Annotated in this window: 18 protein-coding genes; 10 read left to right on the top strand and 8 right to left on the bottom strand. The window is 73.4% G+C overall.

What is annotated here, in order from left to right:
* Positions 1-7: 7 nt before the first annotated feature.
* Complete coding sequence (locus AB0412_RS05150) at positions 8-1,225, bottom strand: glycosyltransferase (RefSeq protein ID WP_366401095.1); 1,218 nt, start codon at positions 1,223-1,225, stop codon at positions 8-10.
* Positions 1,226-1,241: 16 nt separating this feature from the next.
* On the opposite strand from AB0412_RS05150, the gene AB0412_RS05155 reads away from it, so the two are divergent.
* Positions 1,242-2,027: an aspartate/glutamate racemase family protein gene (locus tag AB0412_RS05155; protein WP_366401096.1), complete on the top strand. Its 786-nt coding sequence runs from the start codon at positions 1,242-1,244 to the stop codon at positions 2,025-2,027.
* A 111-nt stretch (positions 2,028-2,138) separates the two neighbouring features.
* The gene (locus tag AB0412_RS05160; protein ID WP_366401097.1) at positions 2,139-2,684 is read left to right on the top strand and encodes a hypothetical protein; all 546 of its coding nucleotides are present in this window, start codon (positions 2,139-2,141) and stop codon (positions 2,682-2,684) included.
* 49 nt (positions 2,685-2,733) lie between these two features.
* Here AB0412_RS05160 and AB0412_RS05165 read toward each other — a convergent pair whose 3' ends face one another.
* Positions 2,734-3,798, bottom strand: coding sequence for an O-antigen ligase family protein (locus AB0412_RS05165; protein ID WP_366401098.1), 1,065 nt, complete (start codon positions 3,796-3,798; stop codon positions 2,734-2,736).
* 315 nt (positions 3,799-4,113) lie between these two features.
* Here AB0412_RS05165 and lnt point away from each other — a divergent pair, with 315 nt between their 5' ends.
* The 4 genes from lnt to AB0412_RS05185 all read left to right on the top strand — a co-directional run bounded on the left by lnt (position 4,114) and on the right by AB0412_RS05185 (position 9,225).
* Entirely contained in the window at positions 4,114-5,721 is a 1,608-nt protein-coding gene (gene lnt, locus AB0412_RS05170) for an apolipoprotein N-acyltransferase (RefSeq protein ID WP_366401099.1), read from the top strand.
* A 68-nt stretch (positions 5,722-5,789) separates the two neighbouring features.
* On the top strand, positions 5,790-6,269 hold the full coding sequence (locus AB0412_RS05175; RefSeq protein ID WP_366401100.1) for an NUDIX domain-containing protein: 480 nt from the start codon (positions 5,790-5,792) through the stop codon (positions 6,267-6,269).
* A gap of 54 nt (positions 6,270-6,323) precedes the next feature.
* On the top strand, positions 6,324-7,124 hold the full coding sequence (locus AB0412_RS05180) for a 3-hydroxybutyrate dehydrogenase (protein ID WP_366401101.1): 801 nt from the start codon (positions 6,324-6,326) through the stop codon (positions 7,122-7,124).
* 112 nt (positions 7,125-7,236) lie between these two features.
* Complete coding sequence (locus AB0412_RS05185) at positions 7,237-9,225, top strand: GAF domain-containing protein (RefSeq protein ID WP_366401102.1); 1,989 nt, start codon at positions 7,237-7,239, stop codon at positions 9,223-9,225.
* A 50-nt stretch (positions 9,226-9,275) separates the two neighbouring features.
* Here AB0412_RS05185 and AB0412_RS05190 read toward each other — a convergent pair whose 3' ends face one another.
* Both AB0412_RS05190 and AB0412_RS05195 read right to left on the bottom strand, forming a co-directional pair.
* On the bottom strand, positions 9,276-10,661 hold the full coding sequence (locus AB0412_RS05190) for an MFS transporter (protein ID WP_366401103.1): 1,386 nt from the start codon (positions 10,659-10,661) through the stop codon (positions 9,276-9,278).
* Between the two features lie 133 nt (positions 10,662-10,794).
* Entirely contained in the window at positions 10,795-11,220 is a 426-nt protein-coding gene (locus AB0412_RS05195) for an ATP-binding protein (RefSeq protein ID WP_366401104.1), read from the bottom strand.
* A gap of 178 nt (positions 11,221-11,398) precedes the next feature.
* Here AB0412_RS05195 and AB0412_RS05200 point away from each other — a divergent pair, with 178 nt between their 5' ends.
* From AB0412_RS05200 to AB0412_RS05215, 4 genes are all read left to right on the top strand, one after another.
* Complete coding sequence (locus AB0412_RS05200) at positions 11,399-12,166, top strand: IclR family transcriptional regulator (RefSeq protein ID WP_366401105.1); 768 nt, start codon at positions 11,399-11,401, stop codon at positions 12,164-12,166.
* A gap of 46 nt (positions 12,167-12,212) precedes the next feature.
* Complete coding sequence (gene glpK, locus AB0412_RS05205; protein ID WP_366401106.1) at positions 12,213-13,727, top strand: glycerol kinase GlpK; 1,515 nt, start codon at positions 12,213-12,215, stop codon at positions 13,725-13,727.
* A 100-nt stretch (positions 13,728-13,827) separates the two neighbouring features.
* Entirely contained in the window at positions 13,828-16,608 is a 2,781-nt protein-coding gene (locus tag AB0412_RS05210) for a SpoIIE family protein phosphatase (protein WP_366401107.1), read from the top strand.
* A gap of 71 nt (positions 16,609-16,679) precedes the next feature.
* A complete protein-coding gene (locus AB0412_RS05215) occupies positions 16,680-17,489 on the top strand; it encodes an alpha/beta hydrolase (RefSeq protein WP_366401108.1) in 810 nt (269 codons plus the stop codon).
* Between the two features lie 49 nt (positions 17,490-17,538).
* Here AB0412_RS05215 and AB0412_RS05220 read toward each other — a convergent pair whose 3' ends face one another.
* The 4 genes from AB0412_RS05220 to AB0412_RS05235 form a co-directional block, all read right to left on the bottom strand.
* A complete protein-coding gene (locus AB0412_RS05220) occupies positions 17,539-19,065 on the bottom strand; it encodes an FAD-dependent oxidoreductase (protein ID WP_366401109.1) in 1,527 nt (508 codons plus the stop codon).
* A gap of 50 nt (positions 19,066-19,115) precedes the next feature.
* Positions 19,116-20,030: a diiron oxygenase gene (locus AB0412_RS05225; protein WP_366401110.1), complete on the bottom strand. Its 915-nt coding sequence runs from the start codon at positions 20,028-20,030 to the stop codon at positions 19,116-19,118.
* A 122-nt stretch (positions 20,031-20,152) separates the two neighbouring features.
* Complete coding sequence (locus tag AB0412_RS05230) at positions 20,153-20,980, bottom strand: ABC transporter permease (RefSeq protein WP_366401111.1); 828 nt, start codon at positions 20,978-20,980, stop codon at positions 20,153-20,155.
* A gap of 25 nt (positions 20,981-21,005) precedes the next feature.
* Complete coding sequence (locus tag AB0412_RS05235) at positions 21,006-22,397, bottom strand: lysine N(6)-hydroxylase/L-ornithine N(5)-oxygenase family protein (RefSeq protein WP_366401496.1); 1,392 nt, start codon at positions 22,395-22,397, stop codon at positions 21,006-21,008.
* Positions 22,398-22,500 lie beyond the last annotated feature (103 nt).

Raw genomic sequence — 22,500 nt, forward strand, 5'->3', positions numbered from 1 at the left:
CGGGAGTTCATCCCTCGTCGGGCACGGCGTCCGGACGCGCGTAGGTGCGGCCCTTCCAGGCCGCACCCCGCCCCCGGTAGCGCTGCACCGCCGAGTCGACCGTCATCAGCAGATACAGGAACGCGGTGAACGGCAGCAGGGGAGCGAGCCACAGCGGCTGCCGGTAGTAGCGCAGCATCGGCGCATACGTCCCGGCCATCACCAGCCAGGCCGCCGCGCCGAGGGCCACGGCCGGGGCGCTCCCCGCCGCCGCTCCCGCCACCACCGCCACCGGCGGCACCAGATACACCAGCGCCAGCCCGGCGACCGTCCCCACCAGCAGCGCCGGACTGTGCCGCAACTGCGCGTAGGCACTGCGCGACACCATGCGCCACAGGTCGTGCAGCCGCGGATACGGACGCACACTGTCCACCCGGTCCGCCAGCCCCAGCCAGACCCGCCCGCCGCCGCGCTTGACCGCCCGCGCGAGGGCCACGTCGTCGATCACGGCCTGCCGGATCGCGTCCGGGATCCGCACCCGCTCGGCCGCCGCGGCGCGCAGCAGCACACAGCCGCCTGCCGCCGCTGCCGTACGCGTGCCCGCCTTGCCGATCCGGCGGAACGGGTACAGCTGCGCGAAGAAGTACACGAAGGCCGGTACGACCAGTCGCTCCCACCGGCTCGCCACCCGCAGCCGGGCCATCTGCGAGACCACGTCGAAGCCCCCGCCGCGCGCCGCCGCGACCAGCCGGCGCAGACTGTCCGGCCCGTGCGCGATGTCGGCGTCCGTCAGCAGCAGATACTCCGGCGCACGCGTGCGTGCCAGCCGGATGCCGTGCCGAACCGCCCAGAGCTTGCCGGTCCATCCGGCGGGCGGCTCACCGGGCGAGTCCACCGTCAGCGGCAGCCCGCCGTGCCGCCGCGCCAGCTCGCGGGCCAGCTCACCGGTGCCGTCCGTGCTGCCGTCGTCCACGAGGAAGATCTCCGCCCGCCCCGGATACTCCTGTGCCAGCAGCGACGGCAGGCTCGCCGGCAGCACCGCCGCCTCGTCCCGCGCGGGCACCACCACGCACACCCGCGGCCACCGGTCCGGCTCCCGCAGGGCCGGGAGGCGCACGTCCGTGCGCCAGAAGAAGCCCTGGCCGAGCAGCAGCCACAGCCAGGCGGCGAGGGATCCGGCAGCGGTCCACACAAGCGCGCTCACGCTGCGCAGTCTGCCCCACGGGACGGGCCGGAAGCGGCCCATCGTCTATCGTGGCCGGGTGAAGATCGCGCTCATGGACTCCGGAATCGGTCTGCTCGCGGCCACCGCCGCGGTACGGCGTCTCCGCCCCGACGCCGATCTCGTCCTCTCCCTCGACCCCGACGGCATGCCCTGGGGCCCGCGGACACCGGAGGACCTCACCGAGCGCGCCCTGGCCGTCGCCGAGGCGGCAGCGGCGCACCGGCCCGACGCGCTGATCGTCGGCTGCAACACCGCCACCGTCCACGCGCTCACCGCCCTGCGCGCCCGCCTCGAACCGGAACTGCCGGTCGTCGGCACCGTCCCGGCGATCAAACCGGCCGCGGCGGGCGGGGGACCGCTGGCGATCTGGGCGACGCCGGCCACCACCGGCAGCCCCTACCAGAAGGACCTGATCCGCAACTTCGCCGACGGCGTCCCCGTCACCGAGGTGCCGTGCTGGGGGCTCGCCGAAGCCGTCGAACACGCCGACGAGACGGCCGTCGACGCCGCGGTCGCCGCGGCCGCCGAGCTCACCCCTCAGGACGTGACGGCCGTGGTCCTCGGCTGCACCCACTACGAGCTGGTCGCCGAACGCATCCGGGCCGCCGTGCAGCGGCCCGGTGCTCCGCCGCTCGCCCTGCACGGCTCCGCGGGCGCGGTGGCCGCGCAGGCACTGCGCCGCATCGGCGCCGAGCCGGCCCCCGACGCCCCCGCGAGCGGCACCCTGACGGTGCTGCTCAGCGGCCGCGAGGGCGTGCTCCCCACCCCGGCCCTCACCTACGCGGAGGGCCGCCTGCTCGGGCAGGTCACCCCGACGGCCTGAACGGCGGCCGTGCGGTGCACCTCCCCCGGGCCGGGGCGGCCGGGCCACGGCCGGCCCAGTGACGCTGTGCGACCCGGTACCCGCGGAGCGAATCCTGAGTAGTCTCGGAGCATGAGGGACCACCCCCACGGTGAGCACACCCCGTACTCCGATGTGTGGACCGGACGCGCGACCAATCGCATCCAGTGGCTGCTCGCGCTGATCGGTGCCGCCTGCATGGCGCTCGGCATCGCGCTGGCCGTCGACTCCGCGTGGACCACCTCCGTCGCGCCGCTGGTCATGGCCGTCGTCGGGTGCATCGCCGCCGGACTGCTGGTCCTGTTCGGCACCCTCGCGTTCGTGCATGTCGCGCTGCGGGTCGACGAGGACCACCTGGAGGTGCGGTGCGGTCACATGGGGGTGCCGCGCCGCCGCATCCCGCTGTCGCAGGTCGCGGGCGCGGAGTTCGTCCCGCACGTCACCCCGCGCCACTGGGGCGGCTGGGGCTACCGCTGGCGGCCCGAGAAGGGCACGGCGGTGGTCGTACGGCGCGGTGAGGGACTGGTGCTGCGCCTGTGGGACGGCCACACCTTCACCGTCACCGTCGACGACGCCGAGGCGGCGGTCCACGTCATCCGCGACCGCCTCCACCCGCACAGGCCGGGCCCGGCGCACTGAGACGTACCGAGGCATACCGAGCCGTACCGAGGCGCGCTGAGGCGCACGCTCACCGGGCGAGCCGGTCCCCGCGCGGACGCGCGTCCGGCGTGCGCGCCGGCGCCGCGTCCGTGAAGGGGCGCGCCGTCGCCGTCCCCGCCAGCAGACCCGCGCCCACCGACACCGCGGTGAAACTCAGCGCGTTGCCCACCGTCGCGATCGCCGCGACCGCCGTCAGCGCCGCCCCCGCCGCGAGCGCCACCTGAGTGGAACGGGGACTGCGCCACAGGGCGCACAGCAACCAGGCGAACACCAGCGCCAGCAGCACCACACCGACGACGCCCTGCTCGGCCGCCAGCTGCAACGGCGCGGAGTGGGGCTTGCCGTCGGACAGGAGGGTCTCGCCGGACGTCGGGCTCAGCTCCCCGAACCGTCCCGGCCCCACGCCCAGGCCGGCGTTCCGGTGCACCATGCCGAGCGCGTCGCGCCACAGGCCGACGCGGTGCGCGGACAGCCGGCCCTCCAGCGAGGCGGCGAGCCCGTCGGGCAGGGCGTCGCGGGCCACCGCCCAGGCCAGTCCCGTCACGGCGGCCGTGGCCAGGGCCAGCAGGAGGATGCCGGCACCCCGGCGTCGTACGCGGGCGGTGGCGAGGGAAGCCAGCAGCACCAGCGCACTGGCGGCGCAGCCGACGGCGGAGCCCAGCACGGCCGCGGTCACCGCGATGCCCGCCGTCGCCAGGTGCAGGGCGATCCGCAGGGCCGAGGAGGGGGCAGCCCAGGCCGCGCAGCACGCGGCGCCGGCGGACAGGGTCAGTACGGCGGCGGTCGCCCCGGCGTGACCGAGGGGCGCGGCGATCTGCGGGCCCGGCACCAGGTGCGGCACGGCCACCGTCAGGCCGACACCGGCCAGGGCCCACGCACACGGAGCGGCCACCGGCAGCAGGGTCCCGCCGATCCGGCCCGCCGCGTAGCCGGCGGCCACGGCCAGTACGGCCAGGAGCATGCCCTCGGGACGGCCGTCACGCGCCGCCGCCGTGATCAGCGGCCAGGCGGCACAGGCCCCGAGGACCACGACACCCGCCGCGTCCAGTCCGTTGCGTCTCTCGCCGTCCGCGTCCGCGCCGGCCGCAGTCATCCCCGTGGAACCCACCCCGCACCCCGCACCGCGTCGCCCCCGACCTGTGACGGACCCCGGCCGTCGGCACTGCGACGGGCCGCACGACCAGGGCACCGGCACACGGTAACGGCTGGTGGACGGTTTGGGGATGTCTTGTGACGAGCAGCTGCGCCGCTGGGCCGCGGGCGCGTCGGAGGGCCGCGGGGTCGGTCGTCGGGCGTCTGCGGGTTCGTGGTGGCTGGTCGCGCAGGTCCTCGCGCCCCTGGTGGGCGCTGCCGCGCCCCCGGAGGGCGCTGCTGTTCGTGGTCAGGGGAGCCGCCGTAGACTCCCGGAGTGACCGTCACCGCAACTCCCGTCGGCGAGTCGGACTCGATGCCGCCGCAGGCCGCGCCCGTGCGCCGCAGGCGGCTCGAGCGTCTCGTCCCGGCCCTCGCGGCCGCGCTCTCCGGCCTGCTCCTCTACGTCAGCTTCCCGCCGCGCACCCTGTGGTGGCTCGCCCTGCCCGCCTTCGGCGTCCTCGGCTGGGTGCTGCGCGGACGCGGCTGGAAGGCGGCGCTCGGCCTCGGGTACCTCTTCGGCCTGGGCTTCCTGCTGCCGCTGCTGGTGTGGACGGGGGTGGAGGTCGGCCCCGGCCCGTGGCTCGCCCTGGTCGTGATCGAGGCGGTCTTCGTCGCGCTCGTCGGCGCGGGCATCGCCGCGGTGTCGAGACTCCCGGGCTGGCCGGTGTGGGCGGCGGCGCTGTGGATCGCCGGTGAGGCGGTACGCGCGCGCATGCCGTTCGAGGGCTTCCCCTGGGGCAAGATCGCGTTCGGGCAGGCCGACGGGGTCTTCCTGCCGCTCGCCGCGCTCGGCGGCACCCCGGTGCTCGGCTTCGCGGTCGTCCTGTGCGGCTTCGGCCTGTACGAGATCGTGCGCCTGGGGCTGGAGGCGCGCCGCACCGGAACCGTACGCGGGGCCGCCGCGGCCGTCGGTGCGCTGAGCGTCGCCGTACCCCTCGTGGGCGCGGTGGCCGCCCGGCCGCTGGTCAGCGACGCGGCCGAGGACGGCACCGTCACCGTGGCCGTCATCCAGGGCAACGTGCCGCGGCTGGGACTCGACTTCAACGCCCAGCGGCGTGCCGTGCTCGACTACCACGCGCGTGAGACGGAGCGTCTGGCCGCCGAGGTGAAGGCCGGCAAGGTCCAGCGGCCGGACATCGTGCTGTGGCCGGAGAACTCCTCCGACATCGACCCCTTCGCCAACCCCGACGCGCGGGCCGTCATCGACCGCGCGGCCAAGGCGATCGGCGCGCCGGTCTCGGTCGGCGGCGTGGTGGGCAGGGACGGCAAGCTGCTCAACGAGCAGATCCTGTGGGACCCGGCCAAGGGCCCCGTCGACACCTACGACAAGCGGCAGATCCAGCCCTTCGGCGAGTACCTGCCGCTGCGCTCCCTCATCGGGGCGATCAACGACGAGTGGACGTCGATGGTGCGCCAGGACTTCAGCCGGGGCAGCGAGCCCGGCGTGTTCACCATGGACGGCGCCCGGGTGGGCCTGGTCACCTGCTACGAGGCGGCCTTCGACTGGGCGGTGCGCGACACGGTCACCGACGGGGCCCAGCTGATCTCCGTGCCCAGCAACAACGCGACCTTCGGCCGCAGCGAGATGACCTACCAGCAGCTCGCCATGTCCCGCGTCCGGGCCGTGGAACACAGCCGCACCGTGACCGTGCCGGTCACCAGCGGCGTCAGCGCGGTCATCCTCCCGGACGGGACGATCACGCAGAGGACCGGCATGTTCGTCGCCGACTCCCTGGTGCAGGAGGTGCCGCTGCGCTCCTCGCAGACGCCCGCCACCCGCGTCGGCATCGCTCCGGAGATCGCCCTGGTGCTGATCGCCGCGGGCGGCCTGGGGTGGGCCGTGGTCGCGGGAGTGCGCGGGCGACGCGCCGGTGACGCGTAGCCGTACGCCCGTCGCACACCCTCTGAAGCGAGAGGAAGGCCGCCGACCGGGCGGTTAGGGTCGAGGTCATGGCTACCCCTGACTTCATCCGCACGTTGCGCGCGTCCGCCGGTCATCAGCTGCTGTGGCTCCCCGGGGTCACCGCCCTCGTCTTCGACGACGAGGACAGGGTGCTGCTGAACCGGCGGGCCGACACCCGCACGTGGTCGGTGATCGGCGGGATCCCGGAGCCCGGCGAGCAGCCCGCGGCCTGTGCCGTGCGCGAGGTCGAGGAGGAGACGGCGGTGCGCTGCGTCCCCGAGCGGGTCGTTCTGGTGCAGGCGCTGCAGCCGGTGACGTACGGCAACGGCGACATCTGTCAGTACATGGACATCACCTTCCGCTGCCGGGCCGTGGGCGGTGAGGCGCGGGTCAACGACGACGAGTCGCTGGACGTCGGCTGGTTCGCGGTGGACGCCCTGCCGGAGCTGCACGAGTTCTCGCGCTTTCGGATCAAGCAGGCCATGTCGGACGGCCCCACATGGTTCGACCCCACTGGTATCGGCTGAACTGTAGGGGCTGACCACATGGGTTGGGGTGGGGGTGCTGCCTAGGGTCGAGACATGACCGCCTCCCGTGCCGTTCCGGCCCCCCACGCCTCCTCGCCCGACCTCGGTGGCCGTACCGCCCTCGTCACCGGCGCCGCCGGCGGCATCGGCCGCGCCTGCGCGCTGCGGCTGGCCGCCGCCGGGGCCAAGGTCAGAGCCGTCGACCGGGACGCCGCGGGCCTGGAGTCGCTCGCCGAGGCGGCCCGTGACCTCGGCGGCGCCGTCGAGCCGCACGTGGTGGACCTCACCGACCTGGACGCCGCCGAACTCGCGGCCGCCGGCACGGACGTGCTGGTGAACAACGCCGGGCTGCAGCTGGTCCGACCGATCGAGGAGTTCCCGCCCGACGTCTTCCACACGGTGCTCACCGTGATGCTGGAGGCGCCGTTCCGGCTCATCCGTGGGGCGCTGCCCCATATGTACGGACAGGGGTGGGGCCGGATCGTCAATGTGTCCTCCGTCCATGGGCTGCGCGCCTCGGCCTACAAGTCCGCGTATGTGGCCGCCAAACATGGTCTGGAGGGACTGTCCAAGACCGCCGCCCTCGAAGGCGCCTCTCATGGGGTCACCTCCAACTGTGTGAACCCCGGCTATGTGCGCACCCCACTGGTCGAGAAGCAGATCGCCGACCAGGCGCGGGCGCACGGCATCCCCGAGGAGCGCGTCCTGTCCGAGGTGATGCTCCAGGACAGCGCGGTCAAGCGGCTGATCGAACCGGAGGAGGTCGCCGAGGCGGTGGCCTATCTGTGCGGCCCGCAGGCGTCCTTCGTGACCGGTACGTCACTGGTCCTGGACGGCGGCTGGACCGCGCACTGAACCGTCCGGTGCCGCGGCAGGCCGCCGGGACCGCCCGATGCCGCCGCCGAGCGGCCGGCCGGGTTTTCCACAGCCCTGACGGGCCGGGCGTGGGATGAGGAATCCTGTGAGCATGTCCCGCGATCACGTGCAGTCCGCCGAGCGCACCGGATCCGGCGCCCCCGCGCCGGGCCGGTCACACCCCGATGCCCGACCGGCGTCCGGTGGTGCCGAGGCACCGTTCCTCGAACTGCTGGCCAGGGGCGCGCCCGCCGAGGCGTACGAGCAGCCGGTGCTGCTGGCCCGCGCCGAGGGACAGCCGACCGAGCGGATCGCCGCGCTCGAACAGGCCAAGCTGCTCGCGCTGCGCGTGCGCGCGGAGCTGGAGGGGCGGCGCCGCCGTGAGGCCGAGCTGTCCGCGTTGTTCGAGACCGCCCACGACCTCGCCGGACTGCGCGACCTGGACGCCGTGCTCCAGGCGATCGTGCAGCGCGCCCGCTCGCTGCTCGGCACCGACGTCGCCTACCTCAGCCTGAACGACCCGGCCAGGGGCGACACCTACATGCGGGTCACCGAGGGGTCGGTGTCCGCCCGCTTCCAGCAGCTGCGCCTCGGCATGGGCGAGGGGCTCGGCGGCCTCGTCGCGCAGACCGCCCGGCCCTATGTCACCGACGACTACTTCCGCGACGACCGCTTCCAGCACACCCTCAGCATCGACGCGGGCGTGCGCGACGAGGGCCTCGTGGCGATCCTCGGCGTGCCCCTGATGCTCGGGCACACCGTGATCGGCGTGCTGTTCGCCGCCGACCGGCGGGCCCGGGTCTTCGAGCGGGAGCAGATCGCCCTGCTCGGCTCCTTCGCCGCCCTCGCCGCCGCGGCCATCGACACGGCCAACCTGCTCGCCGAGACCCGCTCCGCCCTCGCCGACCTGGAGCACGCCAACGAGATCATCCGCGACCGCAGCGGAGTGATCGAGCGCGCCTCCGACGTCCACGACCGGCTCGCCGAGCTGGTCCTGCGCGGCGGCGGGGTGCACGACGTGGCCGCCGCCGTCTCCGAGGTCCTCGACGGCCAGGTCCAGTTCACCGAGGCCGCCGCCGCACCGGCCCAGGCCCTGCAGTCCTCCCGCGCGGAAGGACACGCGGTGCGGCACGGGGCCGACTGGATCGCCGCCGTGGCCGCCGGCGACGAGCTTCTCGGCGCCCTCGTGCTGCGCGGCCACCCCGGCCTGGACCCCGTCGACCAGCGCACGCTGGAACGCGCGGCCATGGTCACCTCACTGCTGCTGCTCGCCCGCCGCTCCGCCGCCGAGGCCGAGCAGCGCGTCCGCGGCGAACTGCTCGACGACCTGCTCGACGCCCGCGACCGCGACCCGCGCCTGCTGCGCGACCGCGCGGCCCGGCTGCACGCCGACCTCGACGCCACCCATGCCGTTCTCGCCGCCCGTCTGGAGGGCGGCACCGCGGACGCCGAGCAGGAGGCGGACACCCGCCGACGTCTGTGGGCCGCGGCCTCCCACCTCGCCGCCACCCGGCACGGTCTCGCCGCCGCCCGCGACGGCGGCACCGTCCTGCTGCTGCCCCTCACCGGCGACGACACCGCCACCGGCCTCGCCCGGCGCACCGCCCGCCATCTGGGCACGGCCGTCCACGAGCCGGTCACCGTCGGCGCCTCGGCCCCCGTCGAGCGTCTCACCGCCCGCCCCGACGCCGTGGCCGCGGCCTACGCGGAGGCCCGGCGCTGCCTCGACGCCCTGCGCCTGCTCGGCCGCTGCGGAGACGGCGCCGCAGCCGAGGACTTCGGCTTCCTCGGTCTGCTGCTGGCCGGCGAGCGGGACGTCGCGGGATTCGTCGACCGCACCATCGGCCAGGTCGTCGCCTACGACGAACGCCGCGGCACGGAACTGCTGCGCACCCTCGACGCGTACTTCGCCTGCGGTATGAGCCCCGCCCGCACCAAGGACGAGCTGCACGTCCATGTGAACACCGTCGCCCAGCGCCTGGAACGCGTCGGGCGCCTGCTCGGCGACGACTGGCAGAGCCCCGCCCGCGCCCTGGAGATCCAGCTGGCCCTGCGGCTGCACCGCCTCTCGGGCCCGCCACCCGCGCCACCCCAGCACTGACCCCCGTACGCGGGGCGCGCACGGGGGCCGGTCGAGCGGGGGAGGAGCCGTCAGACGGTGTGGGCGTCCTCGGCGGTCCGGGTCCTGGCCGGTCCGTCCGTGTCACCGGAGGGGGCGACGTTCGCCAGGTCCCGGTGGCGGGTCTCCTTGGCCGCGGCCACGGCCACGACCGTCAGCAGGCTCGCCGCGATGACGTACAGCGCGATCGGGACGGACGTGCCGTAGGCGTCCAGCAGCGCGGTGGCGATCAGCGGCGCGGGAGCGCCCGCCGCGACCGAGGCGAACTGGGCGCCGATCGAGGCGCCCGAGTACCGCATCCGGGTCGCGAACATCTCGGAGAAGAAGGCCGCCTGCGGTGCGTACATCGCGCCGTGCAGCACCAGGCCCACGGTCACCGCCAGGAGCAGGGCGCCGAAGCCGCCGGTGTCGATCAGCGCGAAGAACGGGAACATCCACAACGCCACGCCCGCCGCGCCGATCAGATACACCGGCCGGCGGCCGATCCGGTCCGACAGCGCGCCCCACGCCGGGATCACCGCGAAGTGGATCGCGGAGGCGATCAGCACCGCGTTGAGCGCGGTCTGCTTCGACACACCGGCCGACACCGTGGCGTAGACGAGGATGAAGGCGGTGATCACGTAGTAACTGATGTTCTCCGCCATCCGGGCGCCCATCGCGACCAGCACGTCACGCCAGTGGTGCTTGAGCACGGCCACCAGCGGCAGCCGTTCGGTGGCGGCCTCCGCCTTGCGGGCCTCGGCCTGCTCCAGCGCCTGCCGGAACACCGGCGACTCGTCGACAGAGAGACGAATCCACAAACCGACGATCACGAGCACGCCGGAGAGCAGGAACGGAATCCGCCAGCCCCAGCTCCCGAACGCCGCGTCGGACAGCACCGCGGTCAGGAAGGACAGCACACCGGTCGCCAGCAGCTGGCCCGCCGGAGCGCCCGTCTGCGGCCACGACGCCCAGAACCCGCGCCGTTTCGCGTCTCCGTGCTCGGACACCAGCAGCACGGCGCCGCCCCACTCGCCGCCCAGCGCGAAGCCCTGGATCAGCCGGAGCACGGTGAGCAGCACGGGCGCCGCGCTGCCGATCGTGGCGTGCGTCGGCAGCAGACCGATCGCGAAGGTCGCCCCGCCCATCAGCAGCAGGCTCAGCACCAGCAGCTTCTTGCGGCCGAGCCGGTCGCCGTAGTGCCCGAAGACCAGGGCGCCGATGGGCCGGGCGGCGAATCCGACCGCGTACGTCAGGAACGACAGCAGCGTGCCGACGAGCGGGTCGGACTCAGGGAAGAACAGCTTGTTGAAGACCAGCGCGGCGGCGGAGCCGTACAGGAAGAAGTCGTACCACTCGATGGTGGTGCCGATGAGGCTGGCGGCGACGATGCGCTTCAGGTTGGACGGGGCTGGCGGAGCGGTCGCGGGCGACGACATCGGCACCACTTCCTGACGTTCGACGGGGACGTGTATGTGTCGCCACACCGTAGAAACGTGCAGGTGCCTGGCGTATGTGGTGGGACACCATAGTTCTGGCCCCAGGTGTGCGCGCGCTCACCATGGAGGCGCGTCAGACCGCGGTCAGTTCCGCCCAGCGGGTGACTCCGCCGGGATGGACCCGTATGCCGTGACGCGTCGCCAGGGCGTGGACGATCGCCTCGCCGCGGCCGTGCTCGTCCGGATCGACCCCGCCGAGCGGCTGACCCTCCGGACGCGGAGGCCCCGCGTCGGTGACCTCGACCCTCAGGACCTCGTCGCCGTCGCCGCGCACCCACGACAGCCGCAGTGCCGCCGGGGGCCGGGCGTGAATGATCGCGTTGGTGGTCAGTTCCGACACCACGAGCAGGGAGTCGTCGACGATCCCCGGGCACACCCTCCACTCGGCGAGGACCGCCGCGACGCGCCGGCGCAGGACCGAGACCGCGCCGGCGACGGGCGGCACCGGACACACGTGTTCGCAGGCCGCGTGGAGCAGCGTGTTGAGCTGTGCCGCCATGTTCTCTCCCGGGGCTGGGGTGCCGGCCGGGCACTCGGCGCCTACCGGACTCCAGTGCACGTTAGGGAGACAAATCGGGCCGGTCAATGAACAGCGGTCGGCATTACCGAACGCCGCCCGCCCGTGACGGCCATGCGCCTGCGGAGCGAAGTGCCCGCAGCGGTAATAGGCTCGCCTCATGGCCGGCCCAGTCCAGTCGATCGAACGGGCGGCGGCGATTCTGCGGCTGCTCGCCGGTGGGCCCCGCCGGCTCGGGCTCGGCGAGGTGGCGGCGTCGCTCGGCCTGGCCAAGGGCACCGCCCACGGCATCCTGCGCACGCTCCAGCACGTGGACTTCGTGGAACAGGACGCGGAGACCGGAAAGTACCAGCTCGGAGCCGCCCTGTTGCACCTGGGCACCAGCTATCTGGACGTCAACGAGCTGCGCTCGCGCTCCCTGAACTGGGCCGACGCGCTGGCCGCGCGCAGCGGTGAGGCGGTGCGCCTCGGGACTCCGCTGGAGGGCCAGGTGCTCATCGTGCACCACGTGTTCCGGCCGGACGACACCTTCCAGACGCTGGACGTGGGCTCGCTGCTGCCGCTGCACGCCTCCTCGCTCGGCAAGGTGCTGCTGGCCTTCGGGACCGCGACCGTGGAGCCGGACCGGAAGCCGGGCCTGGAGGCGTTCACCCGGCACACCCTGACCGATGCCGAGCGGCTCGCCCGGGCACTCACCGAGGTCAGGGAAGTCGGCTGGGCCGCCGAGATCCAGGAGATGAGCATGGGCGAGGCCGGGATCGCCGCACCGATCCGGGGGCACGGCGGCCTCGTCGTCGGCGCCATCGGGCTGTCCGGACCGGTCGAGCGGATCTGCGACAGCCAGGGCAAGCCCCTCCCGCGGCTGATCAGCCTGCTCCGGGAAGCCGCCCGGGCGATCTCCAGAGACCTGGGAGCCGCCCGCTGGTAGTCCCAGGACAGCCGCCCCCTCGACCCGTCGGAAGGCAGACCCGATCATGGCTGAACGGTACGTAATGTCCATCGATCAGGGCACCAACTCGACCCGCTGCATCCTGTTCGACCACCGTGGGCGGCTGGTCTCGGTCGCGCAGAAGGAGCACCAGCAGCACTTCCCCCGGCCGGGGTGGGTCGAGCACGACGCCGTCGAGATCTGGCAGAACCTGCGGCACGTCGTGCCCGAGGCCCTCTCCGGCGCCGGCGTGGACCGGGGGCAGGTCGCCGCCGTCGGCCTCGCCAACCAGCGCGAGACGACCGTGCTGTGGGACCGGCGGACCGGCGCCCCGCTGGGCCGGGCGATCGTCTGGCAGGACACCCGCACGGCACCGCTCGTCGAGGAACTGCGGGAGCGCCCCGGGGAGGAGTTCTTCCTTCACCGGTGCGCCCTTCCGCCGTCCACCTACTTCTCGGCGCTGCGGATCCGCTGGCTGTTCGACCACGTCAAGGGCATCGAGCAGCGCGCCAGGGACGGTGAGGTGCTGTTCGGCACGATGGAGAGCTGGCTGATCTGGAATCTCACCGGGGGCCCCGACGGCGGCCTGCACATCACCGACGTCACCAACGCCAGCCGCACGATGCTGATGAACATCCGCACCCTCACCTGGGACGAAGAGCTGCTGGCCTACTTCGGGGTGCGCCGCTCGATGCTGCCCGAGATCAGATCGTCCGCGGAGCCGTACGGCGAGGCCCGCGCGCTGCTGCCGGGCGTGTCCATCACGGCTGCCCTCGGCGACCAGCAGGCCGCCCTCTTCGGCCAGACCTGCTTCTCCCCGGGCGAGGCCAAGTGCACCTACGGAACGGGCAGCTTCCTGCTGCTCAACACCGGTCGCGACCTCGTACGGTCCCGGCACGGACTCCTCACGACCGTCGCGTACCGGATCGGCGACCAGCCGCCGGTGTACGCCCTGGAGGGGTCGATCGCCGTCACCGGCGCCCTCGTGCAGTGGTTCCGCGACCGGCTGGGCCTGATCAGCAGCGCCCCGGAGATCGAGACCCTCGCGCGGACGGTCGAGGACAACGGCGGCTGCTACATCGTGCCCGCCTTCTCGGGTCTGTTCGCGCCCCGCTGGCGCAGCGACGCGCGCGGGGTCATCGTCGGCCTCACCTCCTACATCACCAAGGGGCACCTGGCGCGTGCCGTCCTGGAGGCCACCGGATGGCAGACCCGGGAGGTGGTCGACGCCATGAACGCCGACTCCGCCGTCCCCCTCAAGCAGCTCAAGGTGGACGGGGGCATGACCGCGGACAACCTGCTCATGCAGTTCGTGGCCGACGTGCTCGACGTGCCCGTGGTGCGGCCCATGGTCGCCGAGACGGTGTCCCTCGGGGCCGCCTACGCGGCCGGGCTCGCCGCCGGCTACTGGCCCGGCCTGGAAGTGCTGCGCCGCAACTGGCACCGGGCCGGCCAGTGGCTGCCCGCGATGGATCCCGCACGGCGCGAGGCGGAGTACGAGAACTGGCAGCGGGCCGTCGAACGGTCGCTGGGCTGGGTCGGACCACCACGAGCGCCCTGACACCGCCCCAGGTGCGGGGATCGCGGGCGCGCTCACCCGTCCGCCGCAGGTGACGCGGCGGGTGGCCGCGGGGCGGGGGCTCCTGCGGCACACTTGGAGCATGGGCGACCTCAATGGCGCGGGGGCGTCGTCGCGACGGTTCCCCCGGTGGCCCGAGAGTGTGGCGGAGGCTCGGCGATTCGTGCGGGCCGCTGTCGGCGATGTCGCCCCGGACGTGGTGGACACCGCTCAGCTCCTGGTGAGCGAGCTGGTGACGAACGCCGTCCTGCATGCCCGCACCGACGTCGAGGTGTCGGCGCGCGTCGACGACGGCACGGTCCGTGTGGGCGTGCGGGACCAGCGCCCGGACCGGGGACTGCTGCCGCAGGAGTGTCCCGCGTACGCCGGCACGGGACAGGGGCTGGCGCTCGTCGAGGAGATGGCGTCCCGGTACGGCGTCGAATCGGGCGAGGGCGGCAAGACGGTCTGGTTCGAGCTGGCGCCCGACGGATCGCCGTCCCGGGCGGCGGACGGCTGGGGGCAGGCGGAGCCCTCCTCCGGCTCCGGCGAGGAGCACGTGACGCTGATCGACGTGCCCGGCGCGCTGTACGCCGCGTGCGCGCAGCACCGTCATACGGTGCTGCGCGAGATGATCCTCGCCGTGGCGGCCGGGTACGACCTCGGTGTGCCGCCGGAGGACCTCGCCACCGCCCATGACGCGAGCAATGTGATCAGCCAGTGCATGTCGGCCGCGCTGCGCCGGCAGCCCGCCGGGAAGGAGATCCCGTCCCTGCCGCTGTCGCTGTCGGCGGACGCCGCGCCGGCGGTGGAGACCCTGCGCCGCGTCCTCGACCTCGCCGAGGAGGCGGCCCGTGAGGAACGCCTCCTCACCCTGCCGGCGCTTCCCCGCAGCCGGATCTTCCAGCAGTGGCTGTTCGACCAGATCGTCGGCCAGCTCGCCGGCCAGCACCCCACCGCGTGGACCGTGGTGCCGCGCGAGCCGGGCGCCAGCGCCTCCGAGCTGGTGCCGTGGGAGGCCGGGCAGGTGCAGTCCAGCAGGGTGCCGACCATCGCCGCCGACGAGAGGAACCTCATCGTCGCGGCGAACGGACCGGCGGCCGACATGCTCGGCTGGCAGGCGGCCGATCTCGTCGGCCGGCCGCTCACCACGCTCATCCCGGAGCACCTGCGCAAGCGCCACCTCGCGGCCTTCACCTCCCTGCTGCTCAGCGGGCAGCCGCGCATCCTGGGCCGCTCGGTGCCGCTCCCGGCGCTGCACCGCGACGGCAGGCTGATCCCCGTCCGGCTCTTCATCCAGACCCAGGAGACGGCCGACGGCCGCACCGTCTTCGTCGCGCAGCTCGTGCCCAGGGCCGCCGAACCCCGCTCCTCGTTCGTCCCTCCCGGCCGCAGGCGGTGGGCCGGACCGCAGGAGCCGGGCAGCGCCTCCCCAGCCGTGCGGGAGGGCGAGGGCAGCCCGGAGGATGCCTGGGACGGTGTGCGGACAGGTGCCATGGACGGTGCGTCGGCAGGTGGTCCCGAGGGTGTGGCGGACGGGGCCCCTGACGGGGTGCCGGCAGGTGCAGGTGCCCTGGAAGGCGCTCCGAGGGCGGGCCGGGGCCACGCGGGGCTGTCCGCGCTGGAACGGCTCTCGCTGCTGGCCGACACCGCCGCCGCCCTGAGCAACACCCCCGACCTCGACAAGGGCCTGCGGCGCGCGGGCAGGATCCTGACCGAACGGCTGGCCGACTGGTGCGCCGTGGACCTCTTCACCGAGGACGCCCGGGTGGAACGGATCTGCGTCGTCCACCGCACCCCCGAGGGGCTGTGTCCCGGCGACTACGAGGGCAGGCTCCCGCCCGTGACCGAGTCCTCCCGGGGCCCGCTGGCCCGTGCGCTGCGCGGGGCCGGACCCCTGCTGCTCACCGAGGCTCCGCCGCCCAGCCAGTCGTCGAGTCCCCTGGACGCGCACTACCTCGACCTGTTCGGGCATCTGGGCGCGCACAGCGCGATCGTCGCCCCGCTGCGGGCACGACGGCAGATCATCGGCGCCCTGACCGTGGCCCGCGGCGGCTGGGAACAGCCGTTCACGGAAGAGGACCTGCCCCTGGTCGACGACCTGTGCCGCGGCCTCGCCCTGGGCGTGGACAACGCCCGGCTGTACCAGGAGACCCGGAACATCGCCGAGCGGCTCCAGCGCTCGCTGCTGCCGGTGCTGCCGCAGGTCGAGCCGCTCCAGCTGGCCGCCCGCTACGCCGCCTCCTCCACGACCGCCCAGGTCGGCGGCGACTGGTACGACAGCTTCGTCGTCCCGAGCGGGGACACGGCGCTGGTCATCGGGGACGTCACCGGGCACAACCTGGACGCGGCCGTCGCCATGAGCCAGCTGCGCAGCATGCTGCGCGGTATCGCCGTGGACCGCCAGGAGCCCCCGGACACGGTCCTGCGCCGCCTGGACATGGCGAACCACACCCTGTACCGCGAGGCCACCGCCACCTGCATCTACGGTCTGATCAAGGGCGGCCCGACCGGCCCGTGGGATCTGGTGCACTCCTCCGCCGGGCATCTGCCGCCGCTGCTGACCGCCTCCGACGGCCGGACCCGCTACCTTGAGGAGGGTTCGGGGGTGCTGCTGGGCATGGACCCCGACATGCCGCGCCCCCGGGCGATCGACGCGATCCCGGCCCACTCCACGGTGCTGCTGTACACCGACGGGCTCATCGAACGGCGCGGCGAGTCCCTGGACGACGCGATGGAACGCCTGCGCCGGTACACCTCCGCCCTGGCCCGCGAGCCCCTCGACGTGTTCTGCGACGAGCTGCTCATCGGGCTCGGGGCCGACAGCGACGACGACATCGCCATCCTCGCCGTCCGGCCGGCGCCGCCGTCCCAGGGCGACTGAGCGCGATTGCGGGCCCGAGGGGCACGGCGGAGACTGGCCGGGACGGCGGCAGTCCGAGAAGGGCCTGGGCGATGGGCGACTACGCGGACCTTCCTGGTGTGAGGACGTGGTACGAGACGGACGGCACCGGTGACCCGCTGGTCCTGCTGCACGGCGGCTTCTGCACCAACGACACGTGGGGCGCGATGCGCGCCGACCTCGCTGCCGAGTACCGGGTCCTCCTGCCCGAACGGCGCGCCCACGGACACACCCCTGACGTCGAAGGACCGCTGACGTACCAGGACATGGCCGAGGACACGGTGGCCTTCGTCGAGACGGTCGTGGGGGGAGCGGCGCATCTGGTCGGCTGGAGCGACGGGGGTGTCGTCGCGCTGCTCGTCGCCCTCGCACGGCCCGAGCTGGTCCACAAGCTCGTCGTCATCGGCGCCACCTTCCGGCCCGCTCCCGAGTGTTTCGTCGAGCCCGCCATGCTCGACGCGATGACGCCCGAAGGCGCCGAACTCGCGTTCTTCCGCGAGCTGTACGAGGCCGTCACACCGGACGGCGCGGACCACTGGCCGGTGGTGGCGGCGAAGGTGCTCGACATGTGGCGCACCCAGCCGACGCTCACCCCCGAGGACCTGGCCCGGGTCCGGGCGCCCACCCTCGTCCTCGTCGGGGACGACGACCTGATGACGCTGGAGCACACGACCGCCCTGTACCGCGCGGTCCCGGGCGCCCAGCTGGCCGTGGTCCCCGGAGCTTCCCACGTGGTCCCGCTGGAGAAGCCGGCCCTGGTCGGCCGGCTGATCCTGGACCACCTCGCGCAGGACTCGGTCGACACGATGATGCCCGTCCTGCGGGCGCCGGCCCCCGGGCCCGCCGGAGACACCGCCGCCTGAGCTCCACGGGGCCCGGACCTGAGCCATGCCCTGCGGCCGGCCCACTGCCTCAGCGGCGTCGCCGGCGCACGAGGCGGCGGAAGGCCCTGGCGCTGCCGGCCGGTGCGGGCAGGGCACCCGCGACGGCGTCGGCGAGCAGCGTGCCGACCGTCTCCGCCGCACACGCGCGGTTGGCGCCGATGCCCCCCGACGGGCCGCGCTTGATCCAGCCGACGACGTAGGTGCCGGGCATCCCGGTCACCCTGCCCCGCTCGTGCGGCACGGTCCCCGTGCTCTCGTCGAACGGCAGCCCCGCCTGCGGCACTCCCCGGTAGCCGATCGCCCGCAGCACCGTCCCGGCCGGGATGTCCAGCTCACCGGCGCCGCCGGTGACCCGCACCGCACGGGTGGCGTCGTCGCCGAGGACCTCCAGCGGGGCGGAGTGGAAGCGGAACACGATGCGGCGCCGCCCGTCCGCCGTCTCGGGCGGCACGGACCAGTCGACGGCCTCGCGGGCCACGCCCCGCAGGACCGCCGCCTTGTCCCCGGGCCCGGCGGTGTCGACGGCCGCGGAGATCCGCGGATCGTGGTCGTCGATCAGCAGGTCCACCCCGGACAGATGCTTCAGGGCGAGCAGTTCTGGCCGGGTGTACGCGGCGTGCTCGGGGCCCCGGCGGGCGAGCAGGACCACCTCGCGCACCTTGCTGCGGCGCAGTCCGTCGAGCGCGTGCCCGGCGATCTCGGTGCCGGCCAGCGTCTCCGGGTCCGAGACCAGGATGCGGGCGGCGTCGAGGGCGACGTTGCCGTTGCCGACCACGACGACGCGTTCGGCGGAGAGGTCCACGGCGTCCGCCGCGACCTCGGGATGCCCGTTGTACCAGGCGACGAAGGTGGTCGCGGAGACGCTGCCCGGCCGGTCCTCGCCCGGGATGCCGAGCCGCCGGTCGGTCGCCGCGCCCACGGCGTAGATCACCGCGTCGTGGTGAGCGGCCAGTTCCCCGGGTGTGACATGGGTGCCCACGTCGAGCCCGAGGTGGGTCCGTACGCGCGGGTGGTGGTGCACGTGGGCGAAGGTCTCGCTCACCTTCCTGGTCGCCGGATGGTCCGGCGCCACACCGAACCGTACGAGCCCGCCGGCGACCGGGAGCCGGTCGACGAGCGTCACCTCGGCCGGTGTGTGCAGCAGCAGATCCTTGGCGGCGTACATGCCGGCCGGCCCCGTGCCGACGATCGCGACCCGCAGCGGCCCGAAGTCGGGCGGCAGGACGCGGTCGAACGTCGGCCTGCCCCACGCGTGGAAGATCGGCCCGTGGCCGGCCGCGTCGGGTGCCGGCCGGGCGTCGTCCTGCTCGAAGTACGCGGCGTTGATCTCCGCGTACTCCTGCTGACCACCCGTCAGCCGGTCGACCGGGAGGATCGCGTCCACCGGGCACGCGTCGGCGCAGGCGCCGCAGTCGATGCACGCCTTCGGGTCGATGTACAGCATCTCCGTGCTGCCGAAGGCCCGCTCCTCGGGCGTCGGATGAATGCAGTTGACCGGGCAGACGGACACACATGTGGCGTCGTTGCAGCAGGTCTGAGTGATCGCGAAGGCCATGGTCAGTCAGTCGTCCGCTCGAGAGGGAGGTCGTGAGAGCAGCTGTCTCGTCAGATCAGGTGGGCGCGCTTGTACCAGTAGAGGGCCGGCTTGGTGAGCAGCCCCACCGAGCCCAGGAACTCCATCAGGCCGGCGCAGCTGGAGCGCAGCATCGCCTTGTGGTGCTCGTTGGCGCGGGCCTCGCGCACGGCGCGCTCCTCGTCCAGACCGGCGTTGGCGTACACCTTCGGGTTCACCATGCTGGTGACGATGACGTAGGCCGCGACGGCGATCAGGACGGCGTGGGTCTGGCGGCGCACCCGGCCGGCACGGGCGAGGTGCTTGCGCGTCTCGTCGCGGGCGAACTTCATGTGCCGCGACTCCTCGACGACATGGATGTTGTTGATGGTGCGCACGAAGGGAACGACCCGCTCGTCGCGCATCCAGTCGCGCTGCATGACGTCGAGGACCTCCTCGGCGACCAGGATCGCCGCGTACGCGGCCTCGCCGAAGGCGACGGTCTTGAACAGCCTGCCGAGTTCGACCGCGACCCGGTGCGGGCGGTAGGCGGGGGCGCCGAGCTTCTTCGCACCCCGGGCGAACATGATCGAGTGGCGGCACTCGTCGGCGATCTCGGTGAGCGCCCACTGGAAGGTGTCGTCCGTCGGGTCCTTGGCGTAGATGTCGCGCAGCACCATCTGCTGCAGGATCATCTCGAACCAGATGCCGGTGCTGGCGACGGACGCGGCCTCTTGGCGCGTCAGCGCCTTGCGCTGGTCCTCGGTCATCTCGTTCCAGTACGCCGTCCCGTACAGGGTGCTCCACTCCGGGCTGGCGCCGTGGTAGCCGGTGTCCAGCGGCGTCTCCCAGTCGACCTCGGTGAGCGGGTCGTAGGAGAGCTGCGCGGACGAGTCGAGCAGCCGGCGGGCGACGCCCTCCTCGGCGGGCTGGGTCCGGGTCTCCGGCCGCGAGATGCTCAGTGCCATGTGCGGGGCTCCTCGAGTCGAATCCGTGCGATGCGCTCGTCCTCCGCTGTCCCACCCGTGCCTTACCGGCGGTAACGGCGGCGCGCTTGTTGACGGACTGTATAGCAAGAGGGAGCGGCTGCCTACCCCCCGGTAACGGCCGGTCGGACCTTCGTTCCCCGGCCCCGTGCCGCCTCGCGATGGAGCACGCCGCGGGCCACCAGGTCGACCGTCAGGGCGACCGAGATCGCCTCCACGGCGAGCAGCGCGATGAGCACGAAGACCTGCACGGCGCCGGCCATCAGGGGAGAGGCACCGGCGAGGAGCATGCCGACGAACGCGCCCGGCAGCGTGACCAGGCCGACCGTGCGGGTCTGGTCGAGGGCGGGCAGCAGGGCGTCCGAGGCGGCGCCGCGGGCCACCTCCAGCCGGGCCTCGCGCGGCGTGAACCCCAGGGCGAGGGCGGCCTCCACCTCGCCGTGCCGCTGGGAGACCACGTCCAGCGCGCGGCGCCCCGCCAGCACGGTCGCGGTCAGCGCCCCGCCGATCAGGATTCCGCTGACCGGCACGACGGCGACACCGGGCACGGTCAGCAGCCCGGCCGCGACCAGTGCGGCCACGACCGGCAGCACGGGCGCCGCGATCGGCAGGGCCGCCCACCACCAGGTGCCGTTGGCGGTGATGCGCCGCCCGGCGGTCCGGGTCGCCACGGCCAGCATGAGCAGCAGGAACGCGAGCAGGCCGGCGGTGTGGTGCACCGCCCAGCCGATCACCGCGGACACGGCGGCCAGCTGGGCGGCGGCCCGGACGCCCGCCGTGACGATCTCACGCGCCCGGCGGTGGGAGGCGTCGGGGGAGAGCCGGAACAGCGCGGCCACCCCGGTCGCCACGAGCAGCAGCACGACGAGCGTGACGGCGAGCGCGGTGCCGACGGGGAGCAGCGTCTCGGCCGCGAGGATCGGTGCGCTCATCGCGGCCCGGGGTTGTCCGGTGCGCTCATCGCAGTGCGGGCTGTCCGTGCGCGCAGTCCGCCGTCACCCGGGAGCCGGCTGCCGAGTGCCGCCGGGCCAGCAGGGACGCGCAGATCTCCCCGGAGCGTACGGCCGTGGTGGACAGCAGGGTCGAGGTGAGGCCGTGGGTGTGTTCCGTGCCGCCCTGGAGGTAGAGGTCCGCGGTGACGTTCGCATTGGTCTCCACACGGTGGTCGCGGCCGACGCGCAGCTCGTCCTCCTCGTCGCGCAGGCAGAGCTTGGCGATCTCACCGAGGCTGTCGGCGATCCCCTGCGGCTGGTAACCGGTCGCGTAGACGAGCAGATCGCAGGCGAGCACCTCGCGTTCACCGGTCGGCAGGAACTCCACCGTCACCTCGATGCCGTCCTCGTCGGCGGCGACCTCGCGGATGCGGGAGACGTTCATCATCCGCAGCCGCTGCCTGCCTTGGACCTTCTCCTGGTACATCGTCCGGGACAGCGACTCGATCAGCTCCAGGTCGACCACCGAGTAGTTGGTGCTGCGGTGGTAGTCGTACAGCGACCGTTTCACCTCGGCCGGAGCGCCGTAGTACACGTCCACCGCCTCGGGATCGAAGATCCGGTTGGCGAACGGGCTGTCGTCGGCGGGCGTGTAGCCGTACTTGCCGAACACCGAGCAGATCTCCGCGTCCGGGAAGGTGCGGTGGAGGTAGTCGACGGCCTCGGCGGCGCTCTGGCCGGCCCCGAGGACGACGGCCCGGCGCACGGGGGTGCCGGAGCGCACCAGTCGGTCGACGCGGGTGAGTAATTCGCTGGTGTGCCAGACGCGTTCGGACAGCGCGGCGCCCGGCGGCAGATGCGGCTCCAGACCGGTGGCCACGCACAGCGCGCGGGTACGGCGCACGACGGGCCGCTCGGGCGCGGCGGGATCGCGGCTGACGACGTCGAAGAAGCGCACCTCGCCGTCCTCGGTCACCGGCCGTACGGAGACCACCTCGGCGGAGTACTCGACGAGGTGACCGACCCGGGCGGCGGCCCACTCGAAGTAGTCGTGGAACTCGATGCGCAGCGGGAAGAGCGTCTTCTGGTTCAGGAAGTCGACCAGGCGCCCGCGTTCGCGCAGATAGCACAGGAAGCTGAAGTCGCTGGTCGGGTCACGCATCGTCACCAGGTCCTTCAGGAAGGACACTTGCATGGTGGCGTCGTCGATGAGCATGCCGCGGTGCCAGCCGAACCTCGGCTGCCGTTCGAGGAATCCGACCCGCAGGCCGCTTGCCGCCCCCGCTGCGTCGGAGGTGTCGTCCGAGGCGTCGTGAGAGGTCGCGCCGTGTTCGTGCAGTGCGATCGCGAGGGCGAGGTTGGACGGCCCGAAGCCGATGCCCAGTACGTCATAGATGGAGTCCGGCCCAGTGTGCAGCGTCACCGCGTCATCGCCTCCTGTAGAGGGGGGCACTTGGTGTTCCCCAAGAAGGAACGCGGGCTCCCCCAAGCAGGCACATGCTAGATAAGGTAAGCCTTAC

Origin of the sequence: Streptomyces sp. NPDC052012, from assembly GCF_040689265.1 — a bacterium.
Lineage (GTDB): Bacteria > Actinomycetota > Actinomycetes > Streptomycetales > Streptomycetaceae > Streptomyces.

Coding starts and splice junctions, on each gene's coding strand:
- AB0412_RS05210 (WP_366401107.1), top strand. CDS start 13,828: ATGGGCGACCTCAATGGCGCGGGGGCGTCGTCGCGACGGTTCCCCCGG.
- AB0412_RS05200 (WP_366401105.1), top strand. CDS start 11,399: ATGGCCGGCCCAGTCCAGTCGATCGAACGGGCGGCGGCGATTCTGCGG.
- AB0412_RS05230 (WP_366401111.1), bottom strand. CDS start 20,980: ATGAGCGCACCGATCCTCGCGGCCGAGACGCTGCTCCCCGTCGGCACC.
- AB0412_RS05165 (WP_366401098.1), bottom strand. CDS start 3,798: ATGACTGCGGCCGGCGCGGACGCGGACGGCGAGAGACGCAACGGACTG.
- AB0412_RS05185 (WP_366401102.1), top strand. CDS start 7,237: ATGTCCCGCGATCACGTGCAGTCCGCCGAGCGCACCGGATCCGGCGCC.
- AB0412_RS05195 (WP_366401104.1), bottom strand. CDS start 11,220: ATGGCGGCACAGCTCAACACGCTGCTCCACGCGGCCTGCGAACACGTG.
- AB0412_RS05150 (WP_366401095.1), bottom strand. CDS start 1,225: ATGGGCCGCTTCCGGCCCGTCCCGTGGGGCAGACTGCGCAGCGTGAGC.
- AB0412_RS05220 (WP_366401109.1), bottom strand. CDS start 19,065: ATGGCCTTCGCGATCACTCAGACCTGCTGCAACGACGCCACATGTGTG.
- AB0412_RS05175 (WP_366401100.1), top strand. CDS start 5,790: ATGGCTACCCCTGACTTCATCCGCACGTTGCGCGCGTCCGCCGGTCAT.
- glpK (WP_366401106.1), top strand. CDS start 12,213: ATGGCTGAACGGTACGTAATGTCCATCGATCAGGGCACCAACTCGACC.
- AB0412_RS05225 (WP_366401110.1), bottom strand. CDS start 20,030: ATGGCACTGAGCATCTCGCGGCCGGAGACCCGGACCCAGCCCGCCGAG.
- AB0412_RS05160 (WP_366401097.1), top strand. CDS start 2,139: ATGAGGGACCACCCCCACGGTGAGCACACCCCGTACTCCGATGTGTGG.
- AB0412_RS05180 (WP_366401101.1), top strand. CDS start 6,324: ATGACCGCCTCCCGTGCCGTTCCGGCCCCCCACGCCTCCTCGCCCGAC.
- AB0412_RS05215 (WP_366401108.1), top strand. CDS start 16,680: ATGGGCGACTACGCGGACCTTCCTGGTGTGAGGACGTGGTACGAGACG.
- AB0412_RS05190 (WP_366401103.1), bottom strand. CDS start 10,661: ATGTCGTCGCCCGCGACCGCTCCGCCAGCCCCGTCCAACCTGAAGCGC.